Here is a 16907-nt window from a genome sequence, read left to right on the forward strand (position 1 = left end):
GCACAGTAATAGTTCAGTTCAGGAGCGTTATCGGTGTTCGAATCCCTCTCCGACAGGTTGGCCGGAAGCCTCAAGGATCTTCGGGGCAAGGGCAGACTGTCGGGCGCCGACATCGACGCCGTGTGCCGCGAGATTCGCCTTGCGCTGCTCGAGGCCGACGTCGCGTTGCCCGTGGTGCGCTCGTTCATCACGCGCATCAAGGAACGCGCCAAGGGCGCCGAGGTTTCCGCAGCGCTGAACCCGGCCCAGCAGGTCGTCAAGATCGTCAACGAGGAACTCGTCGGCATTCTCGGTGGCGAAACCCGACGCATCGAGTTCGCCAAGAACCCGCCCACGGTCATCATGCTCGCCGGTCTGCAGGGCTCCGGTAAGACGACACTCGCGGGCAAGCTGGCCAAGTGGCTCAAGGACCAGAACCACACCCCGCTGCTCGTGGCCTGCGACCTCCAGCGTCCCGGCGCGGTCAGCCAGCTGCAGATCGTCGGTGAGCGAGCCGGTGCCACCGTGTACGCACCGCATCCCGGCACATCCATCGGCGGCGGGGACAACGCCCTCGGTATCACCGCAGCCGATCCGGTCGAAGTTGCTCGCGCCGGCATCGCCGAGGCAAAGAACAAGCATTTCGACGTCGTCATCGTCGACACCGCCGGCCGCCTCGGCATCGACGAGGAGCTCATGGCTCAGGCCGCCGGCATTCGTGACGCGACTCAGCCGGACGAAACCCTCTTCGTGCTCGACGCCATGATCGGCCAGGACGCCGTCAGTACGGCGCAGGCCTTCCAGGACGGTGTCGGCTTCACCGGTGTCGTGCTCACCAAGCTCGACGGCGACGCCCGCGGTGGTGCCGCGCTGAGCGTGCGCGAAGTGACCGGACGACCCATCATGTTCGCGTCGACGGGTGAGAAGCTCGAGGACTTCGACGTCTTCCACCCCGACCGCATGGCGAGCCGCATCCTCGGAATGGGCGATCTGCTCAGCCTGATCGAGCAGGCCGAGAACGTCTTCGACGCCCAGCAGGCCGAAGACGCGGCAGCGAAGATCGGTTCCGGCCAGCTCACGTTGGAGGACTTCCTCGAACAGATGATGGCAATCCGCAAGATGGGTCCCATCGGCAATCTGCTCGGGATGCTCCCCGGAGCGGCGGGTATGAAGGATGCGCTGGCGGCGGTCGACGACAAGCAACTCGATCGCGTGCAGGCGATCATCCGCGGCATGACGCCCGCAGAGCGCGCCGATCCGAAGATGATCAATGCGTCACGCAGACTCCGCATCGCCAACGGGTCCGGGGTGAAGGTCTCGGACGTCAACCAACTCGTCGACCGCTTCTTCGAAGCGCGAAAGATGATGGCGTCCATGGCCGGTCGCATGGGAATGCCTGGCGCCCGCAAGGCCAATCAGCGAAAAGTCAAGGGCAAGAAGGGCAAGAAGGGTGGACGCGGACCCACCCCGCCGAAGGTGCGCGGCGGATTCCCGGGCATGGCGGGTGGTATGCCCGCCGGTATGCCGGACCTGTCCGGAATGCCGAAGGGGCTCGACCAGTTGCCACCAGGGCTCGAAGGAATCGATCTGTCACAGTTGAAGCTTCCGAAGAAGTAGCCGTGTACCACCTGCGCGGCGTGGGATTCCCCGACGGCGACGCGATCGAGTTCTGGGTGCACGACGGGGTCATCTCCTTCGAGCCGATCACGAACGCGCAGACCGTGTGCGACGGTGGGTGGATCCTGCCTGGTCTCGTCGATGCGCACTGCCACGTGGGCATCAAGTACGGCGGCGGGCACGAGGACCTTCCCGGCGCCATAGAACAGGCCGAGACCGAACGTGATGTAGGCGCGCTGCTTCTGCGGGACGCGGGGTCCCCGGTCGACACCCGGGTCCTCGACGACTACCCGGACCTGCCGCGCATCATCCGCGCCGGTCGACACATCGCCATGCCGAAGCGATACATCCCCGGCCTCGCCGTCGATCTCGAAGACGAGTCACAACTGCCGGAAGCTGTTGCGCAACAAGCGCGTCTGGGAGACGGTTGGGTCAAGCTGGTGGGGGACTGGATCGATCGCAGCGTCGGCGACCTGGCCCCGCTGTGGAACGACAGGATCCTGAAGGACGCCATCGACGCCGCGCATCGCGAAGGCGCCCGGGTCACCGCTCACGTCTTCGGTGAGGATGCGCTGCCGGGACTGATCGGCGCCGGAATCGACTGCATCGAGCACGGCACCGGCCTCACCGACGAGACCGTGGCGATGATGGTGGACCACGGCACCGCGCTGGTCCCCACCTTGATCAACATCGAGACGTTTCCCGACATCGCGAACTCGGCGTCGAAGTACCCGGCCTACGCAGCTCACATGCGCGATCTCCATGCGCGAGTCGCGGACACCGTCGGGCGGGCCCACGACGCCGGGGTACCGATCTTCGCCGGAACCGACGCCGGCGGATCCATCAGGCATGGCCGCATCGCGGACGAGGTCGCTGCGCTCACCCGGGTGGGACTCTCGCCCACGGAGGCGCTGGGTGCGGCCTCGTGGTCGGCGCGCACCTGGCTCGGACGGGCCGGACTGGAACACGGCGCACCTGCAGATGTGGTTGTGTACGAACAGGATCCGAGAACCGGACCGGACGTGTTGTCCGCGCCGGACCTCGTCCTGCTCGGCGGCCGGATTCAGCGGCCGCGGTAGCGACGCTCGGGTCGCCCTGCCTTTCCGTACTGCAGGCGCACGTCGAGCGCTCCGGTGGCAAGGAAGTGCTCGAGGTACCGCCGGGCGCTGACGCGGGAGATGCCCACGGCGTCGGCGCATTCGGTCGCGGACATCTCTGTCCCGGACGACAACGACCGCAGAATGAGCCGACCGGTCTCCGTCGACATCCCCTTCGGGAGCCGACTCGTGTCGGACGCGGCTGCGTTCTTCCCGAAGAGTGAATCGACCAGGTTCTGGTCGGCTCGACCCGATGCCAACGTCTCTACGCGCGCCCGGAACGCTTCGAGCTTCTCCCGGAGTTGCGGGTACTCGAAGGGCTTGATCAGGTAATCGGCGGCCCCACCGTGCAAAGCGCTTGCCACGGTGTCCAATTCACGCGCGGCGGTGATCATGATGACTCCGACCGGGTTGCTTTCGGCGCGGAGCGACCGCAGTACGTCGAGCCCCGACGCATCCGGAAGATGAACGTCCAGCAGAAGAAGGTCGGGCGAGAACTCGGTCACGGCCGCGAGAGCCGAGGCAGCCGAGTGCGCCACCGCAACCGTGGTGAACCCGTCCGTTGCGTCGACGAAACGACGGTGGATGTCCGCCACCATGAAATCGTCGTCGACCACCACCACCGAGGGCACCGAGTCACCCTCTCCCGTCGCTGCTGGTTTGTGCCAGCGGAATTCGCACCCGGAACCGTGCGCCCCCGGATTCGGCGTCGTCCACCGACGCGGTGCCGCCGTGCTGGACACTCACCAACCGCACCAACGCGAGCCCGATTCCGCGGCCACCCGGCATGTCCGGTTTCGAGGACACTCCGCGCGAGAAGATGACGTCGCGCAGCTCCAGCGGCACACCGGGGCCGGAGTCCTCGACTTCGACGGTGAGATCGTCGCCGTCTCGGATCGCAACGGTGATGGCTCGCTCCCCGTGCTGACGCGACACGTCGAGCGCATTGTCGACGAGGTTGCCCACCACCGTGATCACGTCGGTCGCCATGCTCGGATCGAGGACGCCGAGATCGGAGTGGGGATCGAGGGTCAGGCGCACACCGGTCTCGGCAGCGAGCGACGTCTTGGCGATGAGCAACGCGGCCACGGCCGGGTCCTTGATGTGCGCGGTGATGGATTCGCTGATCTCGGCGCGCCTGCGGGTCAGCGTTCCCACCAGGGCAGTCACCTCGTCGTAGCTGCCGAGCTGGGCCAGTCCAGAGATCGTGTGCAGTTGGTTCGCGAATTCGTGGGTCTGAGCGCGCAGGGTGTCCGTCACGGATTTGTGCGACGTGAGTTGGCTCTGCATCGACGCAAGCTCGGTGCTGTCGCGCATGGTGGTGACCGAGCCGATGTGCTGGCCTCGGCTGGTTGCGCTACGGCGGTTGAGCGCAAGAACCCGCGTCGCCGTGGTCACCACGACATCTTCGACGTCGCCGTCGGCAAGCAGGAGATCTCGAACGCCCGGATCCATCCCCACGTCGGCCACCCGACGTCCCACGACGTCGGGGTCGAGATCGAGCAGAACGCTGGCACTGTCGTTGATCATGGTGATCGCACCGTCGTTTCCGACCGCGATCACACCCTCACGAATGCTGTGCAGCAACGCTTCTCGGTGATCGGCCAGGCTGGCGATCTCGGCAGTCTCCAATCCGAACGTGTGTCGACGCATTCGACGCGACAGCAGCCACGAGCCGACCAGACCGAGACCGGCACCCAGTCCCAGGTAGACCAGCAGCCGAGCCCCGGCGTCGGACAGCAACGTCCACGTCGACGGATACTCCTCTGCCACGGTCGCGACACCGAGGACACGGCCGTTCGAATCGAGAACGGGAACGTGGCCGGCGATGAACCGAACGCCGCCCACGTCGACATCGCCGAACCACCCGCGGCCCCGCAGAACGTCACTGTCACCCAGGTCCGCCTCACCTCGAACGCGGGTGGGATCGGAGGAAGCAAGCACTCGACGCTGCGGTGAGACGACCTCCGCAATCGACGCACCGGACAGCGCCACCGCTCGGTCCACTTCGGGCGCCAGCACCAGGTCGGGCTGCGGCGCGCCGAGTCGCTCCCGAACGACGGGTGTCGACGCGAGATTCTCGGCGACCGACAACATGCGTGCGCCTCGCAGGTCGCGAAACTCCTGAGTCGACTGATGAATGGACACCGCGGCAACGGCCGACAGGACGACGGCGACGACCGCGAGTTGCAGCACGAGGAATTGCCCCGCCAACGACGGGCCTCGTCGGCGCGTTCGGTCAGCCGGTCGTGACCACAAAGAACTCAACTTCCCTTGCCTCCGAATACGTGACCTGCCTCACGTTCGAGCCCATGATTGCTCTCGATCACAGTCTCACATAACCGACAAACGAAACGAGGACCGATGACGAGACGGCTGGTGGCCATCGTGGCCCTGCTGCTGTTGCTCGCGTCGTGCGGAGTCACCCGAGGTGACGACGGCGAAGGCCTGCACCGAATCCGAATGATGGTGCCCAACAGCCCCGGCGGCGGGTACGACCTGACCGCACGAACGGCGGTGAAGATCATGGAGGACACCGACATCACCGGGCGCGTCGAGGTGTTCAACGTCATCGGCGCCGGCGGCACGGTGGCCATGGCGCGACTGATGAACGAAGAGGGCAACGACGACCTCATGATGATGATGGGCCTCGGCGTCGTCGGTGCGGTCTACACGAACGGGTCGTCGGCTCGCGTGTCGGACGCGACACCGCTGGCCAAGGTGGTCGAGGAGCAGGAAGGCATCCTCGTCCCCGCCGATTCGCCGTTCCAGACGGTCAACGACCTGATTGCCGCGTGGAAGGCCGACCCGTCGACGGTCACGATCGGCGGCGGCTCGTCCCCGGGTGGGCCCGACCACCTCTTTCCGATGGAAACCGCCCAAGCCGTCGGCATCGACCCGACCGCGGTCAACTACATCGCCTACGACGGTGGCGGTGACCTCCTGACCGCGCTGCTGGGGAACAAGATCACCGCCGGCACTTCGGGGTTGGGGGAGTACGTCGATCAGATCGAAGCCGGTCAGGTTCGGGTGCTCGCCGTCTCCGGCGCGGAGCGGCTGCCCGGGATAGACGCCCCCACATTGACCGAGGCCGGGATCGACCTCGAGTTCACCAACTGGCGCGGCATCCTGGCCCCGCCCGGCCTCGACGACAAGGTCAAGGCGGAGATGATCGCCGCCCTGACGCAATTGCACGGCACCGACGCATGGAAGGAAGCACTCGTGACCAACGGATGGATCGACGCGTTCTCCACGGGCGACGAATTCGAGACGTTCCTGCAGGAGCAGGACAAGCGTGTCGAGTCGACGCTGACCGAGCTGGGTCTCGTATGAGCGCCCCGGTTCGGCCGGATCGTCAGGCACCGACACAGGATCGTGCGCAGTTCGTGGTCAGCGCAGTCCTTCTGGTGGTCGGAGTGTTCCTCATCGTCGACGCGATGTCGTTGACGGCCGAGTTCGCCAAGGTGGATCCGGTGGGCCCCAAACTGTTTCCACTGGTCATCGGAATCGCGATGCTGGTGTGTGCGGTGCTCCTGGTCATCGCAACCCTTCGCGGTAGCAAGGGTGAGCCCGACGACGGCGAAGACATCGACACCTCGTCGCCGGCGGACTGGAAGACCGTCGGACTGCTGGTCGGGTTGTTCGTCGCCACGATCGCATTCGTCGACCTGCTCGGCTGGGTGATCATGGGTGCGCTTCTGTTCGGCGGCGCTGCAACGGTTCTCGGAAATCGGCACTGGATCCGCAACATCGGTATCGGTCTGGTGCTCTCGCTCATCAGCTTCTACGCGTTCTACGTCGGACTCGGAATCCCGCTTCCCGCAGGCATACTGGACGGAATCCTCTAGATGAACAACTTCGACTGGCTTCTGGAGGGATTCTCCCAAGCCGCGACACCGATGAATCTGCTCTACGCATGCATCGGCGTTCTGCTCGGCACCGCCGTCGGCGTGCTGCCCGGAATCGGACCCGCCATGACCGTGGCGCTGCTGCTTCCCATCACCTACAACGTCAGCCCCAGCGCCGCGTTCATCATGTTCGCCGGTATCTACTACGGCGGAATGTACGGCGGCTCCACCACCTCGATCCTGCTCAACACCCCCGGTGAGTCGTCGTCGGTGATCACGGCTATCGAGGGGAACAAGATGGCCAAGGCGGGACGGGCCGCGCAAGCGCTCGCCACCGCCGCCATCGGATCGTTCGTCGCCGGATCGATCGGCACGATGTTGCTGGTTCTGTTCGCGCCCATGGTCTCTCGCTTCGCCGTCACCCTCGGCGCACCGTCGTACCTCGCGATCATGTTGCTGGCGATGGTGGCCGTCACCGCCGTTCTGGGCAGCTCGAAGCTGCGCGGTCTCATCTCGCTGCTGCTCGGTCTGGCGATCGGTCTCGTCGGGATCGACTTCCTCACCGGCCAACCGCGTGCGACCTTCGGTATCCCGCAGCTCTCGGACGGCATCGACATCGTCGTCATCGCGGTGGCCGTGTTCGCACTCGGCGAGGCACTCTGGGTCGCAGCGCATCTGCGCCGCAAGCCTGCGGAGGTCATCCCGGTCGGACGGCCGTGGATGGGCAAGAGCGATTGGCGACGGTCGTGGAAGCCGTGGCTTCGCGGTACCGCCTACGGATTTCCCTTCGGCGCTCTTCCGGCCGGCGGCGCCGAACTGCCGACGTTCCTCTCCTACATCACGGAGAAGAAGCTCTCGAAGCACCCGGAGGAGTTCGGTAAGGGCGCCATCGAGGGTGTCGCAGGTCCGGAGGCGGCCAACAACGCTTCTGCCGCAGGCACTCTCGTGCCCATGCTGTCGCTCGGACTTCCCACCAACGCCACCGCGGCCGTGATGTTGACGGCGTTCGTGTCCTACGGCATCCAGCCGGGACCGACGCTGTTCGACAAGGAGCCGCTGCTGGTGTGGACGTTGATCGCGAGCCTGTTCATCGGAAACTTCCTGCTGCTCGTGCTCAACCTCCCGCTGGCGCCGTTGTGGGCCAAGCTGCTCCGCACGCCGCGGCCGTACCTCTACGCCGGCATTCTGTTCTTCGCCGTCCTCGGCGCGTTCGCCGTCAACCTGCAGTGGCTCGACCTCGCACTCCTGCTGGTGTTCGGACTGCTCGGGCTGATGATGCGCCGATTCGGTCTACCGGTCCTGCCGCTGATCATCGGTGTCATCCTCGGGCCGCGTATCGAGCGTCAGCTTCGACAGACGTTGCAGTTGAACGGCGGCGACTGGAGCGGAGTGTTCTCCGAGCCCATTGCGGTGGTCGTGTACGTGATCATCGTCGTGCTCCTCGCCGCACCCCTGTTGGCCAAATTGATCGGCCCGCGCACCAAGATCGCGAGCCTCCCGACCGACCGAGAGAAGGAAAACGCATGATCGTCGTCGGTTACACCCCGGATGTCTACGGTGCCGCGGCACTCGAACACGGCATTGCCGAAGCCCGCGTACGCGGCACCTCGCTGAAGGTGCTCAACGTGACCAAGGGCGACGCGCTGGCCGATCCGCACTTCGCCGATTCCGGTGAGGTGGGGGAACTGCGCGGGGCCCTGGACAACTCAGGGCTGGAATTCGTCCTCGACCAGTCGGTGGTGAGCGATCTCGTGGAGGCGCTTCTGGAAGCCATGGAGGACGACGCGGCCGATCTGTTGGTCATCGGGATCCGGCACCGGTCGCCGGTGGGCAAACTGCTGATGGGAAGTACCGCCCAGCGGGTGTTGCTGGACTGCCCCAAGCCGGTGTTGGCGGTGAAGCCGCTGAAGTGAGTGTGGCGTGATTTCGCGGGCGGGCAGGCCGGAGGCCGGTCGGGATTTCGTGGGCGGGCAGCGGTCTGGCAGAATGGACCGCTGTTCGCCCGTCTCCGGTTACGTACCGCGCGGCGGTCACGACATCCTTCATCGCAAAACCGGGTGCACATGCCATGCGCACCGCTGAATTGCGCCGTGACCAATCATCGAAAGAGGCTCTACCAGCATGTCCGTCAAGATCAAGCTCACCCGTCTCGGCAAGATCCGCAACCCGCAGTACCGCATCGTCGTCGCCGACGCGCGTACCCGCCGTGGTGGCCGTGCCATCGAGACCATCGGCAAGTACCACCCGAAGGAAGAGCCGTCGCTCATCGACGTCAACTCCGAGCGCGCCCTGTACTGGCTGGGTGTCGGCGCGCAGCCGACCGAGCCCGTCGAGGCCCTCCTGAAGATCACCGGTGACTGGCAGAAGTACAAGGGCCTTCCCGGCACCGAAGGCACCCTGCGCCACGCCGAGCCCAAGCCGTCGAAGCTCGACCTGTTCAACGCTGCACTCGCGCAGGCCGACGACGCCCCCACCGGCGACGCCACCACCCCGAAGAAGAAGAAGGCCGCCAAGACCGACGAGGCCGCTGACACCGCAGCCGACGCAACGGGCGAGGCCGCCGAGAAGTGAGCACCGTCGTCGCCGATGCGATCGAGCATCTGGTTCGCGGCATCGTCGCGAATCCCGATGACGTCCGTGTCGAGATGATCACCGGCCGCCGTGGCCGCACCGTCGAGGTGCATGTGCACCCCGACGATCTGGGGAAGGTGATCGGCCGTGGTGGTCGCACCGCCACAGCGTTGCGGACCCTCGTCGCCGGCATCGGTGGACGCGGAATTCGTGTCGACGTCGTCGACACGGATCAGTAACAGCGCAGTGGAGCTCGTCGTCGGTCGTGTGGCCAAGTCGCACGGCATCAAAGGTGAGCTCGTCGTCGAAGTACGCACTGACGATCCCGACGATCGCTTTGCAGTGGGTAACACGCTGCGCGGCAAGCCTCGTCGTTCGAACGTCGTCACCGAGTACACGGTGGAAGCCGTCCGGGAACACTCCGGGCGGCTTCTGCTGCGTCTCGAGGGGATCACCGATCGTGGTGAGGCCGATGCCCTGCGCGGCGTGCTGTTCGTCGTCGACACATCGGAACTGCCACCGTCGGACGATCCGGACGAGTTCTACGACCACGAACTCGAAGGCATGGCCGTGCGGTTCGGGGCCGATCACGCGCAGGCCGGTGTCGAGGTGGGCACGGTGATCGAGGTACTGCATTCCGCTGCAGGCGAATTGCTGTCCATCCGACCCGCCGGTCAGGATGCCGGAGAGCTGTTGGTTCCGTTCGTCGCAGCCATCGTCACGTCCGTGTCCCGTGACGATCGAACGATCGAGATCGACCCTCCCGAAGGTCTCCTGGACGGGGACTGACGTGCGTATCGATGTCGTCACCATCTTTCCCGAATACCTCGAACCGTTGCGAACTGCCCTGCTGGGCAAAGCAATCGACAAGGGACTCGTCGAACTCGGCGTGCACGACCTCCGCTCGTGGACCCACGACGTGCACAAGGCCGTCGACGATTCGCCGTACGGCGGCGGGCCGGGAATGGTCATGAAGCCCACCGTGTGGGGGGACGCGCTCGACGAAGTGCTGGACGAGAACTCGATACTCGTGGTCCCCACTCCCGCGGGCGTGCCCTTCACCCAGGAGACGGCGCAGCGCTGGTCGCACGAGGAGCACCTCGTGTTCGCCTGCGGCCGCTACGAAGGTATCGATCAGCGGGTGGTCGACGACGCTGCGCGCCGTGTTCGCGTGGAGGAAGTCAGCATCGGCGACTACGTGCTGATCGGCGGAGAGGCGGCGGTGCTGGTGATGTGCGAGGCGTTCACGCGGCTCGTACCCGGTGTACTGGGCAATCAGCAATCGCACGAGCAGGATTCGTTCTCCGACGGTCTCCTCGAAGGTCCTAGTTATACCCGCCCGGTGTCGTGGCGCGACCTCGACGTCCCCCCGATCCTTCTGTCCGGCGATCACGCGCGCATCGAGGCCTGGCGCCGGGAGCAGTCGCTGCAACGGACACGGGAGCGTCGGCCTGACTTGCTGCCGGACCAGCCCTAGCCCGCCACGGTCCCGGTCGGGAACAGGATCTTCAGTGCGCCCGTCACGGTTGCGCGGGCGTGCTTCGCGCCGTCGTCGTCCGCGGGGGCGGTGTCGATACCGTCGGCCGCCCCGTCCGCGCCTTGGTACAACTCTTCGCGCGACATGACCGCCACGACGTACCGTGCGCCGTCACCGACGAACCCCGTCGAGAGATGGATCCATCGGTTCGAGACACAACACATCCAGCCCTGTTTGACTCCGCGCGTCGTTTCGCCCGGTAGTGCCGACGGAATGCCGAACGACTGCGGGTAACCGTCCGTGCCCTCGGGCGTGAACGATTCGAGAAGGCCGATGATGCGATCGGCGCGGTCGCGCGCGAGTCCGCCGGTCCCGTCGAGCAACGATGCGTAGTAGCGGACGATGTCCGCGGCGGTGGTCTCGGTGTTCCACCATCTGCCGTTCGCGGGCGGAGTCGTCGCCACCAAGCCGTACCGGGAGGCGACGCGAGTGACGATGTCGGTGTCCCCGTACGAACTCCACAGGACCTCGGCGGCACTGTCGTCCGAGGACGTCAGCATCGGGGCGAGGTTGTCCAGGTCGGTTTGCGTCAGAACGATCTCGCCGCGCGACTCGCGGAACAGGATGTCGTCGGCGATGAAAAGCTTGACCACAGAGGCCGTTTCGATGGGATCGGTGTCCCCGACTCCCATGTACGTACCGGTGGTGCGGTCGAGGAATCCGACGGAGAGCTGCGCACCCCGAGCCGCGGCACCGTCCGTGGCTTGCTGCAGGCGGCCGGTGAGGTCCGGTGCGGTCTCCATGTCGGCAGCCGGGAACTCCGGTGTGGTCACCGAGGGCGGCTCGTCGACGACAGGCGCGGAGCATGCGCAGACACCGAGCACCGCGACGACCGCGAAAGCAGACGCCCACCTCGTCATCGCGTTCTACCCCTCGGTCTCGATACCCGTCCGACAGTACCGGCGCGGTAGGGTCCATCGCCGTGACGCAAGTTCAGAAGTCAGTCAACCAACGTATAGCCGAAGAACTGCAGATCCGTGAGGAACAGGTCCGCGCTGCGGTCGATCTTCTCGATGGGGGAGCGACGGTTCCGTTCATCGCCCGCTACCGCAAAGAGGTCACCGGAACCCTCGACGACACCCAGCTGCGCAACCTCGACGAGCGCCTTCGCTACCTTCGGGAGCTCGACGAACGGCGCGAGTCGATCGTGGAATCCATTCGCTCGCAGGGCAAGCTGGACGACACACTGCTGAGCAGCCTGCTTCTCGCCGACACCAAGGCGCGGCTCGAGGACATCTACCTGCCGTTCAAGCCCAAGCGTCGCACCAAAGCGCAGATCGCCCGCGAGGCCGGTCACCAGCCCGTCGCCGATGCGCTGATCTCGGACCCGACGGCCGACCCCGCGCAGTACTCCGAGGAGCAGCTGAGCGGCGCTCGGGCAATTCTCGTCGAGCAGTTCGCCGAGGACGCCGACCTGGTCGGTGAGCTGCGCGAGCTGATGTGGGCCCGCGGCCGGCTCACGGCGAAAGTGCGTAAAGGCAAGGAGGACGAAGGGTCCAAGTTCGCCGACTACTTCGAGTTCTCGGAACCGTTCACCACAGTGCCTTCGCACCGCATTCTCGCCGCCCTGCGCGGTGAGAAGGAGGAGGTGCTGGCGCTCACGATGGAACCCGAGCGCGACGAGCAGGAACCCGGCGCCCGTTCTGTGTACGAAGGCCGCATCGCAACGCGGTTCGACATCGCCGATCGCGGGCGGCCCGCGGATCCGTGGTTGCTCGACACCGTCCGCTGGGCGTGGCGCACCAAGCTCCTGCTGAGCTTGGCGATCGACACCCGGATGCGGTTGCGGCAGAGCGCCGAGGCGGACGCGGTCGACGTCTTCGCGTCCAACCTTAAGGACCTCCTCCTCGCAGCACCAGCGGGAAGCCGCACCACGATGGGACTCGATCCGGGCTTCCGAACGGGTACGAAGATCGCGGTCGTCGACGCCACCGGCAAGGTCCTCGACTACGAGACCATCTACCCGCACAAGCCGCAGGGCAAGTGGAACGACGCCCTCGCGACGCTCGCCGCACTGGCCGCCAAGCACAGGGTCGAGTTGATCGCGATCGGCAACGGGACCGCGTCGCGCGAAACCGACACGCTCGCAACCGAACTGATCACCAAGTTTCCCGATGCGAAGCTGACCAAGGTCGTCGTGTCGGAGGCGGGTGCGTCCGTCTACTCCGCCTCGGCGTACGGCTCGCAGGAACTTCCCGATCTCGATGTCTCGATCCGTGGTGCCGTGTCCATCGCACGACGTCTGCAGGACCCACTTGCCGAACTGGTCAAGATCGACCCGAAGTCGATCGGCGTGGGTCAGTATCAGCACGACGTGTCCGAGACGATGCTCGCGCGGTCGCTCGGCGCCGTGGTCGAGGACGCGGTGAACGCCGTCGGTGTCGACGTCAACACCGCGTCGGTACCTCTGCTCTCCCGTGTGTCCGGCGTGGCGGGTTCGCTGGCCGAGTCCATCGTGGCTCACCGCGACCAGCACGGACCGTTTCCCAACCGCCGTGCGCTGAAGGACGTTGCGAGACTGGGCCCGAAAGCCTTCGAGCAGTGCGCGGGCTTCCTTCGTATCTCCGGCGGAGACGATCCACTCGACCGGTCCAGCGTGCACCCCGAGGCCTACCCGGTGGTGCGCCGCATCGTGGGCAAGGCGGGGGTCGGTGTGCGCGAAGTGATCGGCAACAGCGCCGTCCTGCGCACATTGTCGCCGTCGGACTTCGTCGACGACCGGTTCGGGCTCCCGACGGTCACCGACATCCTGGCCGAGCTCGAGAAGCCGGGCCGGGATCCTCGACCGGAGTTCAAGACCGCGACGTTCGCAGCCGGCGTCGAGAAGGTCGCGGACCTGAAGCCGGGGATGGTTCTCGAAGGGCAGGTGACCAACGTCGCGGCGTTCGGTGCGTTCGTCGACATCGGCGTGCACCAGGACGGACTGGTCCACGTCTCCGCGATGTCGCACTCGTTCGTCAAGGATCCGCGCGAGGTGGTGAAGTCGGGTGACGTCGTACGTGTGAAGGTGATGGAGGTGGACCTCCCACGCCAGCGCATCGGCCTGTCTCTGCGTTTGGACGACGAGGTGGGAGCACCGGCTGGTCCGCGCAAGTCGGCGGACCGTCCTCGCGGGGGCAGCAAACCCGCTGCCGCTCCCAACCGCTCGCCGAAGCAGAGCGGTTCGCGTCCGGCGAGTGCGCCACCGGCCGCGGGTTCGATGGCGGACGCGCTGCGACGTGCCGGATTCGGCAAATAGCGCCGTCGCGTCGCAGTTAAGCTCACGATCATGGATCGGTGGATGCACCATCTCGCGGAGCACGGACGTCTTCCGCTGCTCTTCTTTCTGGTGGGCTTCATCGTCGGCTTCGTCTTCATTCGCGTCAGCGTGCGATTGATTCGCGCGCAGGTGAGGTGGTGGCCGGGGAACGTGACCCCGGGCGGCCATCATGTGCATCACGTCGTGTTCGGTGTCGTGTGCATGCTGGCCTCGGGAATCGCGCTCATCGCGGTCTACGTCGACGGGACGCAAACCACCGGCGCCGTGTTGGCGACGTTCTTCGGCATCGGCGCCGCGCTGGTCCTCGACGAGTTCGCGCTGATCTTCTACCTTGCCGACGTCTACTGGGCCGAGCAGGGTCGCGCGTCGGTCGACGCGGTCTTCGTGGCCATCGCGGTCACCGTGATGCTGCTGTTCGGTCTGCGCCCCCTCGAACTCTTCGACGTGTCGGGATTCCGCGAGGACCCGAACCCTGCGGTTCGCGGTCTGATCGTCGCGCTGGCGGTCGTGAACCTTCTGCTCGCGGGGATGGTGTTGCTCAAGGGGAAGATCTGGACCGGACTGGTCGGACTCTTCGTGTTCCCGTTGCTGATCGTCGGCGCCATCCGGCTGTCCCGGCCGAGCGCCCCGTGGGCACGGTGGCGCTACACCCGCAAGCCGAAACGCATGGAGCGAGCACTGCGCCGCGAGAAGAACATTCGGCGCCCGCTCATCCGCGCCAAGATCTGGACGCAGGACATGATCGCCGGGACGCCGAACGTCGAGCATGTTCTCGAGGCCACCGAGGTCGAACTCGATCGCACCGTGGTTGCCGCACCGCCACCGCCCACATCCGGGGACGACAGACGACGAGTGTCCATCTAGCGCTCGTCGGTCCACGATTTCGTCGGTCCGGGGTCCGTCTGGCACAATCGACGGGTTGCCTACGCACGGCTCTGTTCGTCGTGCCGCGGTAGACACCTACTCGGAGTACGAACCAGTCGAGCATCGCCGGCGCGTCACGCATCGGCGGTAGCCGCTCGGGTCCTCTGCTCACGCGATTCAACGCAAGGATGACGAATATGAACACCCTGGACTTCCTGGACAACAAGTCGCTTCGCGACGATATCCCCGAATTTCGCGCCGGTGACACCCTGAACGTGCACGTCAAGGTCATCGAGGGCACCAAAGAGCGTGTCCAGATCTTCAAGGGCGTCGTGATTCGTCGTCAGGGCGGCGGCATCCGCGAGACGTTCACCGTCCGCAAGGTTTCCTTCGGCGTGGGCGTCGAGCGCACCTTCCCGGTGCACACCCCCAACATCGCTCAGATCGAGGTCGTCACCCGCGGTGACGTGCGTCGCGCCAAGCTGTACTACCTGCGTGAGCTCCGCGGCAAGGCTGCCAAGATCAAAGAGAAGCGCTGACGCTAGCCTGAACCGGTGGCGCAGACTCTTCCTCCTGAAAGCGGCAGCGAACCAGACGGGTCTCAGCAACCCGTCAAGAAAGAGAAGAAGCAGCGCTCGTTCTGGCGTGAGCTTCCGATCCTCATCGTCGTTGCTCTGTTACTCAGTTTTCTTTTGCAGACGTTCATCGCGCGGGTCTATCTGATTCCCTCGGAATCGATGGAGCCGACGTTGCACGGCTGTGCCGGCTGCACCGGTGACCGGATCGTCGTCGAGAAGGTGTCCTTCCGATTCGGCGATCCGCAACCCGGTGACGTGGTGGTCTTCAAGGGGCCGGAGTCGTGGGACGGGGACTTCGTCTCCACCCGCTCGTCCAACACGATCAAGCGGGGCTTCCAGGAATTGGGCTCGCTGGTCGGGTTGGTCGCACCGGACGAGAACGATCTGGTCAAGCGTGTCATCGCCACCGGCGGCCAGACCGTACAGTGCTGCGACGATCAGGGCCGGGTTCTGGTGGACGGCAAACCACTCGACGAGCCGTACATCAAGATGGACTTTCCGTTCACCCCCGGCCAGCAGACCTGCGATACGCCTTTGAAGTCCGGCCGATGCTTCGACCCGGTCACCGTTCCCGAGGGCAACGTCTGGGTGATGGGTGACAACCGGAGCAACTCCGCGGATTCGCGCTATCACGTCGGGGACGAGCTGCAGGGGACTATCCCGATCGACAACGTCATCGGCAAGGCGCAGCTGATCGTGTTGCCCCCGTCGCGTTGGGGTCTGCTCGACTCCCCGGCCATTCAAGGTCAGTGACCCGCCGCACGTCGATTCCGCGGCTCTCTCGTACGTCCTGGCCGCCGCGCGTCGTCATTCGCAAGGCTGCCGGGCTGCGGACCATGGAAGCGGCCCTGTTGCGCTCCGGTCTGGGTCCGGTCGCCGGTGTCGACGAGGCCGGGCGCGGTGCCTGCGCCGGCCCGTTGGTGGTGGCGGCGTGTGTGCTCGGTGAACGGGCTCTGTCGTCTCTGGCCGATATCGACGACTCCAAGAAGCTCACCGAGCGGACGCGAGAAGCGTTGTACCCCAAGGTGAAGCGATACGCGACGGCGTGGAGCATCGTGTCGTTCCCCGCCGAGGAGATCGACAGGATCGGCATCCATGTGGCCAACATCGAAGGCATGCGCCGAGCGATCGCCGGCCTGGGTGTCACACCCGGATACGTCCTCACCGACGGCTTCAAGGTGCCCGGACTGTGCGCGCCGTCGCTGCCTGTCATCGGCGGGGACGCATCGGCGGCGTGTATCGCAGCGGCGAGCGTCCTGGCCAAGGTCCATCGCGACCGCATCATGCGGGAGATGGACACCGAGCTGCCCGGCTACGGATTCTCGGTCCACAAGGGATACAGCACGAAGATGCACGCACGCATGCTTTCCGACCTCGGACCCAGCCGCGAACACCGGATGACCTACGCCAACGTCGCGGCGGCGACCAGAGCAGACGGCCTGGACGACGTGGCGGCAGTCATGGGTCGAATGGACCGCGACGCCGCGCGTGCGCGATGATGACTCATCACTGCACAGCGGGCAGGCCGGAGGCCGGTCGAAATCAGAAGCGGGCAGG

The 16907-nt window shown here is 65.8% G+C and carries 18 protein-coding genes; 15 read left to right on the plus strand and 3 right to left on the minus strand.

Translation table 11 applies throughout. The features are described from left to right. Positions 1 to 33 precede the first annotated feature (33 nt). Entirely contained in the window at positions 34 to 1596 is a 1563-nt protein-coding gene (gene ffh / locus IEW02_RS10625; protein WP_188544750.1) for a signal recognition particle protein, read from the plus strand. A gap of 2 nt (positions 1597 to 1598) precedes the next feature. After that, positions 1599 to 2675, plus strand: a complete 1077-nt coding sequence (locus IEW02_RS10630) for an amidohydrolase family protein (RefSeq protein ID WP_188544751.1) — start codon at positions 1599 to 1601, stop codon at positions 2673 to 2675. On the opposite strand, the gene IEW02_RS10635 is transcribed toward IEW02_RS10630, so the two are convergent. After that, the gene (locus IEW02_RS10635; protein WP_188544752.1) at positions 2660 to 3325 is read right to left on the minus strand and encodes a response regulator; all 666 of its coding nucleotides are present in this window, start codon (positions 3323 to 3325) and stop codon (positions 2660 to 2662) included. The genes IEW02_RS10630 and IEW02_RS10635 overlap by 16 nt on opposite strands. A gap of 4 nt (positions 3326 to 3329) precedes the next feature. Next, positions 3330 to 4961: a sensor histidine kinase gene (locus IEW02_RS10640; RefSeq protein WP_371829930.1), complete on the minus strand. Its 1632-nt coding sequence runs from the start codon at positions 4959 to 4961 to the stop codon at positions 3330 to 3332. Positions 4962 to 5057: 96 nt separating this feature from the next. Between IEW02_RS10640 and IEW02_RS10645 the strand changes: the two genes are divergently transcribed. The 8 genes from IEW02_RS10645 (at position 5058) to trmD (ending at position 10589) form a co-directional block, all read left to right on the plus strand. Beyond that, on the plus strand, positions 5058 to 6026 hold the full coding sequence (locus IEW02_RS10645) for a Bug family tripartite tricarboxylate transporter substrate binding protein (protein ID WP_188544753.1): 969 nt from the start codon (positions 5058 to 5060) through the stop codon (positions 6024 to 6026). Then, entirely contained in the window at positions 6023 to 6541 is a 519-nt protein-coding gene (locus tag IEW02_RS10650) for a tripartite tricarboxylate transporter TctB family protein (RefSeq protein ID WP_188544754.1), read from the plus strand. Before IEW02_RS10645 ends, IEW02_RS10650 begins: the two co-directional genes overlap by 4 nt. Next, a complete protein-coding gene (locus tag IEW02_RS10655; RefSeq protein WP_188544755.1) occupies positions 6542 to 8068 on the plus strand; it encodes a tripartite tricarboxylate transporter permease in 1527 nt (508 codons plus the stop codon). Continuing rightward, on the plus strand, positions 8065 to 8454 hold the full coding sequence (locus tag IEW02_RS10660) for a universal stress protein (protein ID WP_188544756.1): 390 nt from the start codon (positions 8065 to 8067) through the stop codon (positions 8452 to 8454). Before IEW02_RS10655 ends, IEW02_RS10660 begins: the two co-directional genes overlap by 4 nt. 208 nt (positions 8455 to 8662) lie before the next feature. Further along, positions 8663 to 9112 (plus strand): 30S ribosomal protein S16, encoded by a 450-nt coding sequence (gene rpsP / locus IEW02_RS10665; RefSeq protein WP_188544757.1) that lies wholly within the window; start codon positions 8663 to 8665, stop codon positions 9110 to 9112. Continuing rightward, on the plus strand, positions 9109 to 9351 hold the full coding sequence (locus tag IEW02_RS10670) for an RNA-binding protein (RefSeq protein WP_188544758.1): 243 nt from the start codon (positions 9109 to 9111) through the stop codon (positions 9349 to 9351). Before rpsP ends, IEW02_RS10670 begins: the two co-directional genes overlap by 4 nt. 7 nt (positions 9352 to 9358) lie before the next feature. After that, complete coding sequence (rimM, locus tag IEW02_RS10675) at positions 9359 to 9901, plus strand: ribosome maturation factor RimM (protein ID WP_188544759.1); 543 nt, start codon at positions 9359 to 9361, stop codon at positions 9899 to 9901. Position 9902: 1 nt separating this feature from the next. Beyond that, positions 9903 to 10589 (plus strand): tRNA (guanosine(37)-N1)-methyltransferase TrmD, encoded by a 687-nt coding sequence (trmD, locus tag IEW02_RS10680; protein WP_188544760.1) that lies wholly within the window; start codon positions 9903 to 9905, stop codon positions 10587 to 10589. Here trmD and IEW02_RS10685 read toward each other — a convergent pair. After that, on the minus strand, positions 10586 to 11509 hold the full coding sequence (locus IEW02_RS10685) for a serine hydrolase (RefSeq protein WP_229745934.1): 924 nt from the start codon (positions 11507 to 11509) through the stop codon (positions 10586 to 10588). The genes trmD and IEW02_RS10685 overlap by 4 nt on opposite strands. Before the next feature lie 62 nt (positions 11510 to 11571). Here IEW02_RS10685 and IEW02_RS10690 point away from each other — a divergent pair, with 62 nt between their 5' ends. The 5 genes from IEW02_RS10690 (at position 11572) to IEW02_RS10710 (ending at position 16849) form a co-directional block, all read left to right on the plus strand. Beyond that, positions 11572 to 13887, plus strand: coding sequence for a Tex family protein (locus IEW02_RS10690; RefSeq protein ID WP_229745935.1), 2316 nt, complete (start codon positions 11572 to 11574; stop codon positions 13885 to 13887). Between the two features lie 30 nt (positions 13888 to 13917). Next, positions 13918 to 14772, plus strand: a complete 855-nt coding sequence (locus tag IEW02_RS10695) for a hypothetical protein (RefSeq protein ID WP_188544762.1) — start codon at positions 13918 to 13920, stop codon at positions 14770 to 14772. A 197-nt stretch (positions 14773 to 14969) separates the two neighbouring features. Continuing rightward, positions 14970 to 15311: a 50S ribosomal protein L19 gene (gene rplS / locus IEW02_RS10700; RefSeq protein ID WP_188544763.1), complete on the plus strand. Its 342-nt coding sequence runs from the start codon at positions 14970 to 14972 to the stop codon at positions 15309 to 15311. A 15-nt stretch (positions 15312 to 15326) separates the two neighbouring features. Then, on the plus strand, positions 15327 to 16103 hold the full coding sequence (gene lepB, locus IEW02_RS10705; RefSeq protein WP_188544764.1) for a signal peptidase I: 777 nt from the start codon (positions 15327 to 15329) through the stop codon (positions 16101 to 16103). Next, positions 16100 to 16849 (plus strand): ribonuclease HII, encoded by a 750-nt coding sequence (locus tag IEW02_RS10710; protein ID WP_188544765.1) that lies wholly within the window; start codon positions 16100 to 16102, stop codon positions 16847 to 16849. The genes lepB and IEW02_RS10710 overlap by 4 nt, the downstream gene beginning before the upstream one ends. Positions 16850 to 16907 lie beyond the last annotated feature (58 nt).

The sequence above is a fragment of the Rhodococcoides trifolii genome, assembly GCF_014635345.1.
GTDB lineage: Bacteria > Actinomycetota > Actinomycetes > Mycobacteriales > Mycobacteriaceae > Rhodococcoides > Rhodococcoides trifolii.

Coding starts and splice junctions, on each gene's coding strand:
- IEW02_RS10655 (WP_188544755.1), top strand. CDS start 6,542: ATGAACAACTTCGACTGGCTTCTGGAGGGATTCTCCCAAGCCGCGACA.
- rpsP (WP_188544757.1), top strand. CDS start 8,663: ATGTCCGTCAAGATCAAGCTCACCCGTCTCGGCAAGATCCGCAACCCG.
- rplS (WP_188544763.1), top strand. CDS start 14,970: ATGAACACCCTGGACTTCCTGGACAACAAGTCGCTTCGCGACGATATC.
- IEW02_RS10685 (WP_229745934.1), bottom strand. CDS start 11,509: ATGACGAGGTGGGCGTCTGCTTTCGCGGTCGTCGCGGTGCTCGGTGTC.
- IEW02_RS10645 (WP_188544753.1), top strand. CDS start 5,058: ATGACGAGACGGCTGGTGGCCATCGTGGCCCTGCTGCTGTTGCTCGCG.
- IEW02_RS10695 (WP_188544762.1), top strand. CDS start 13,918: ATGGATCGGTGGATGCACCATCTCGCGGAGCACGGACGTCTTCCGCTG.
- IEW02_RS10660 (WP_188544756.1), top strand. CDS start 8,065: ATGATCGTCGTCGGTTACACCCCGGATGTCTACGGTGCCGCGGCACTC.
- IEW02_RS10650 (WP_188544754.1), top strand. CDS start 6,023: ATGAGCGCCCCGGTTCGGCCGGATCGTCAGGCACCGACACAGGATCGT.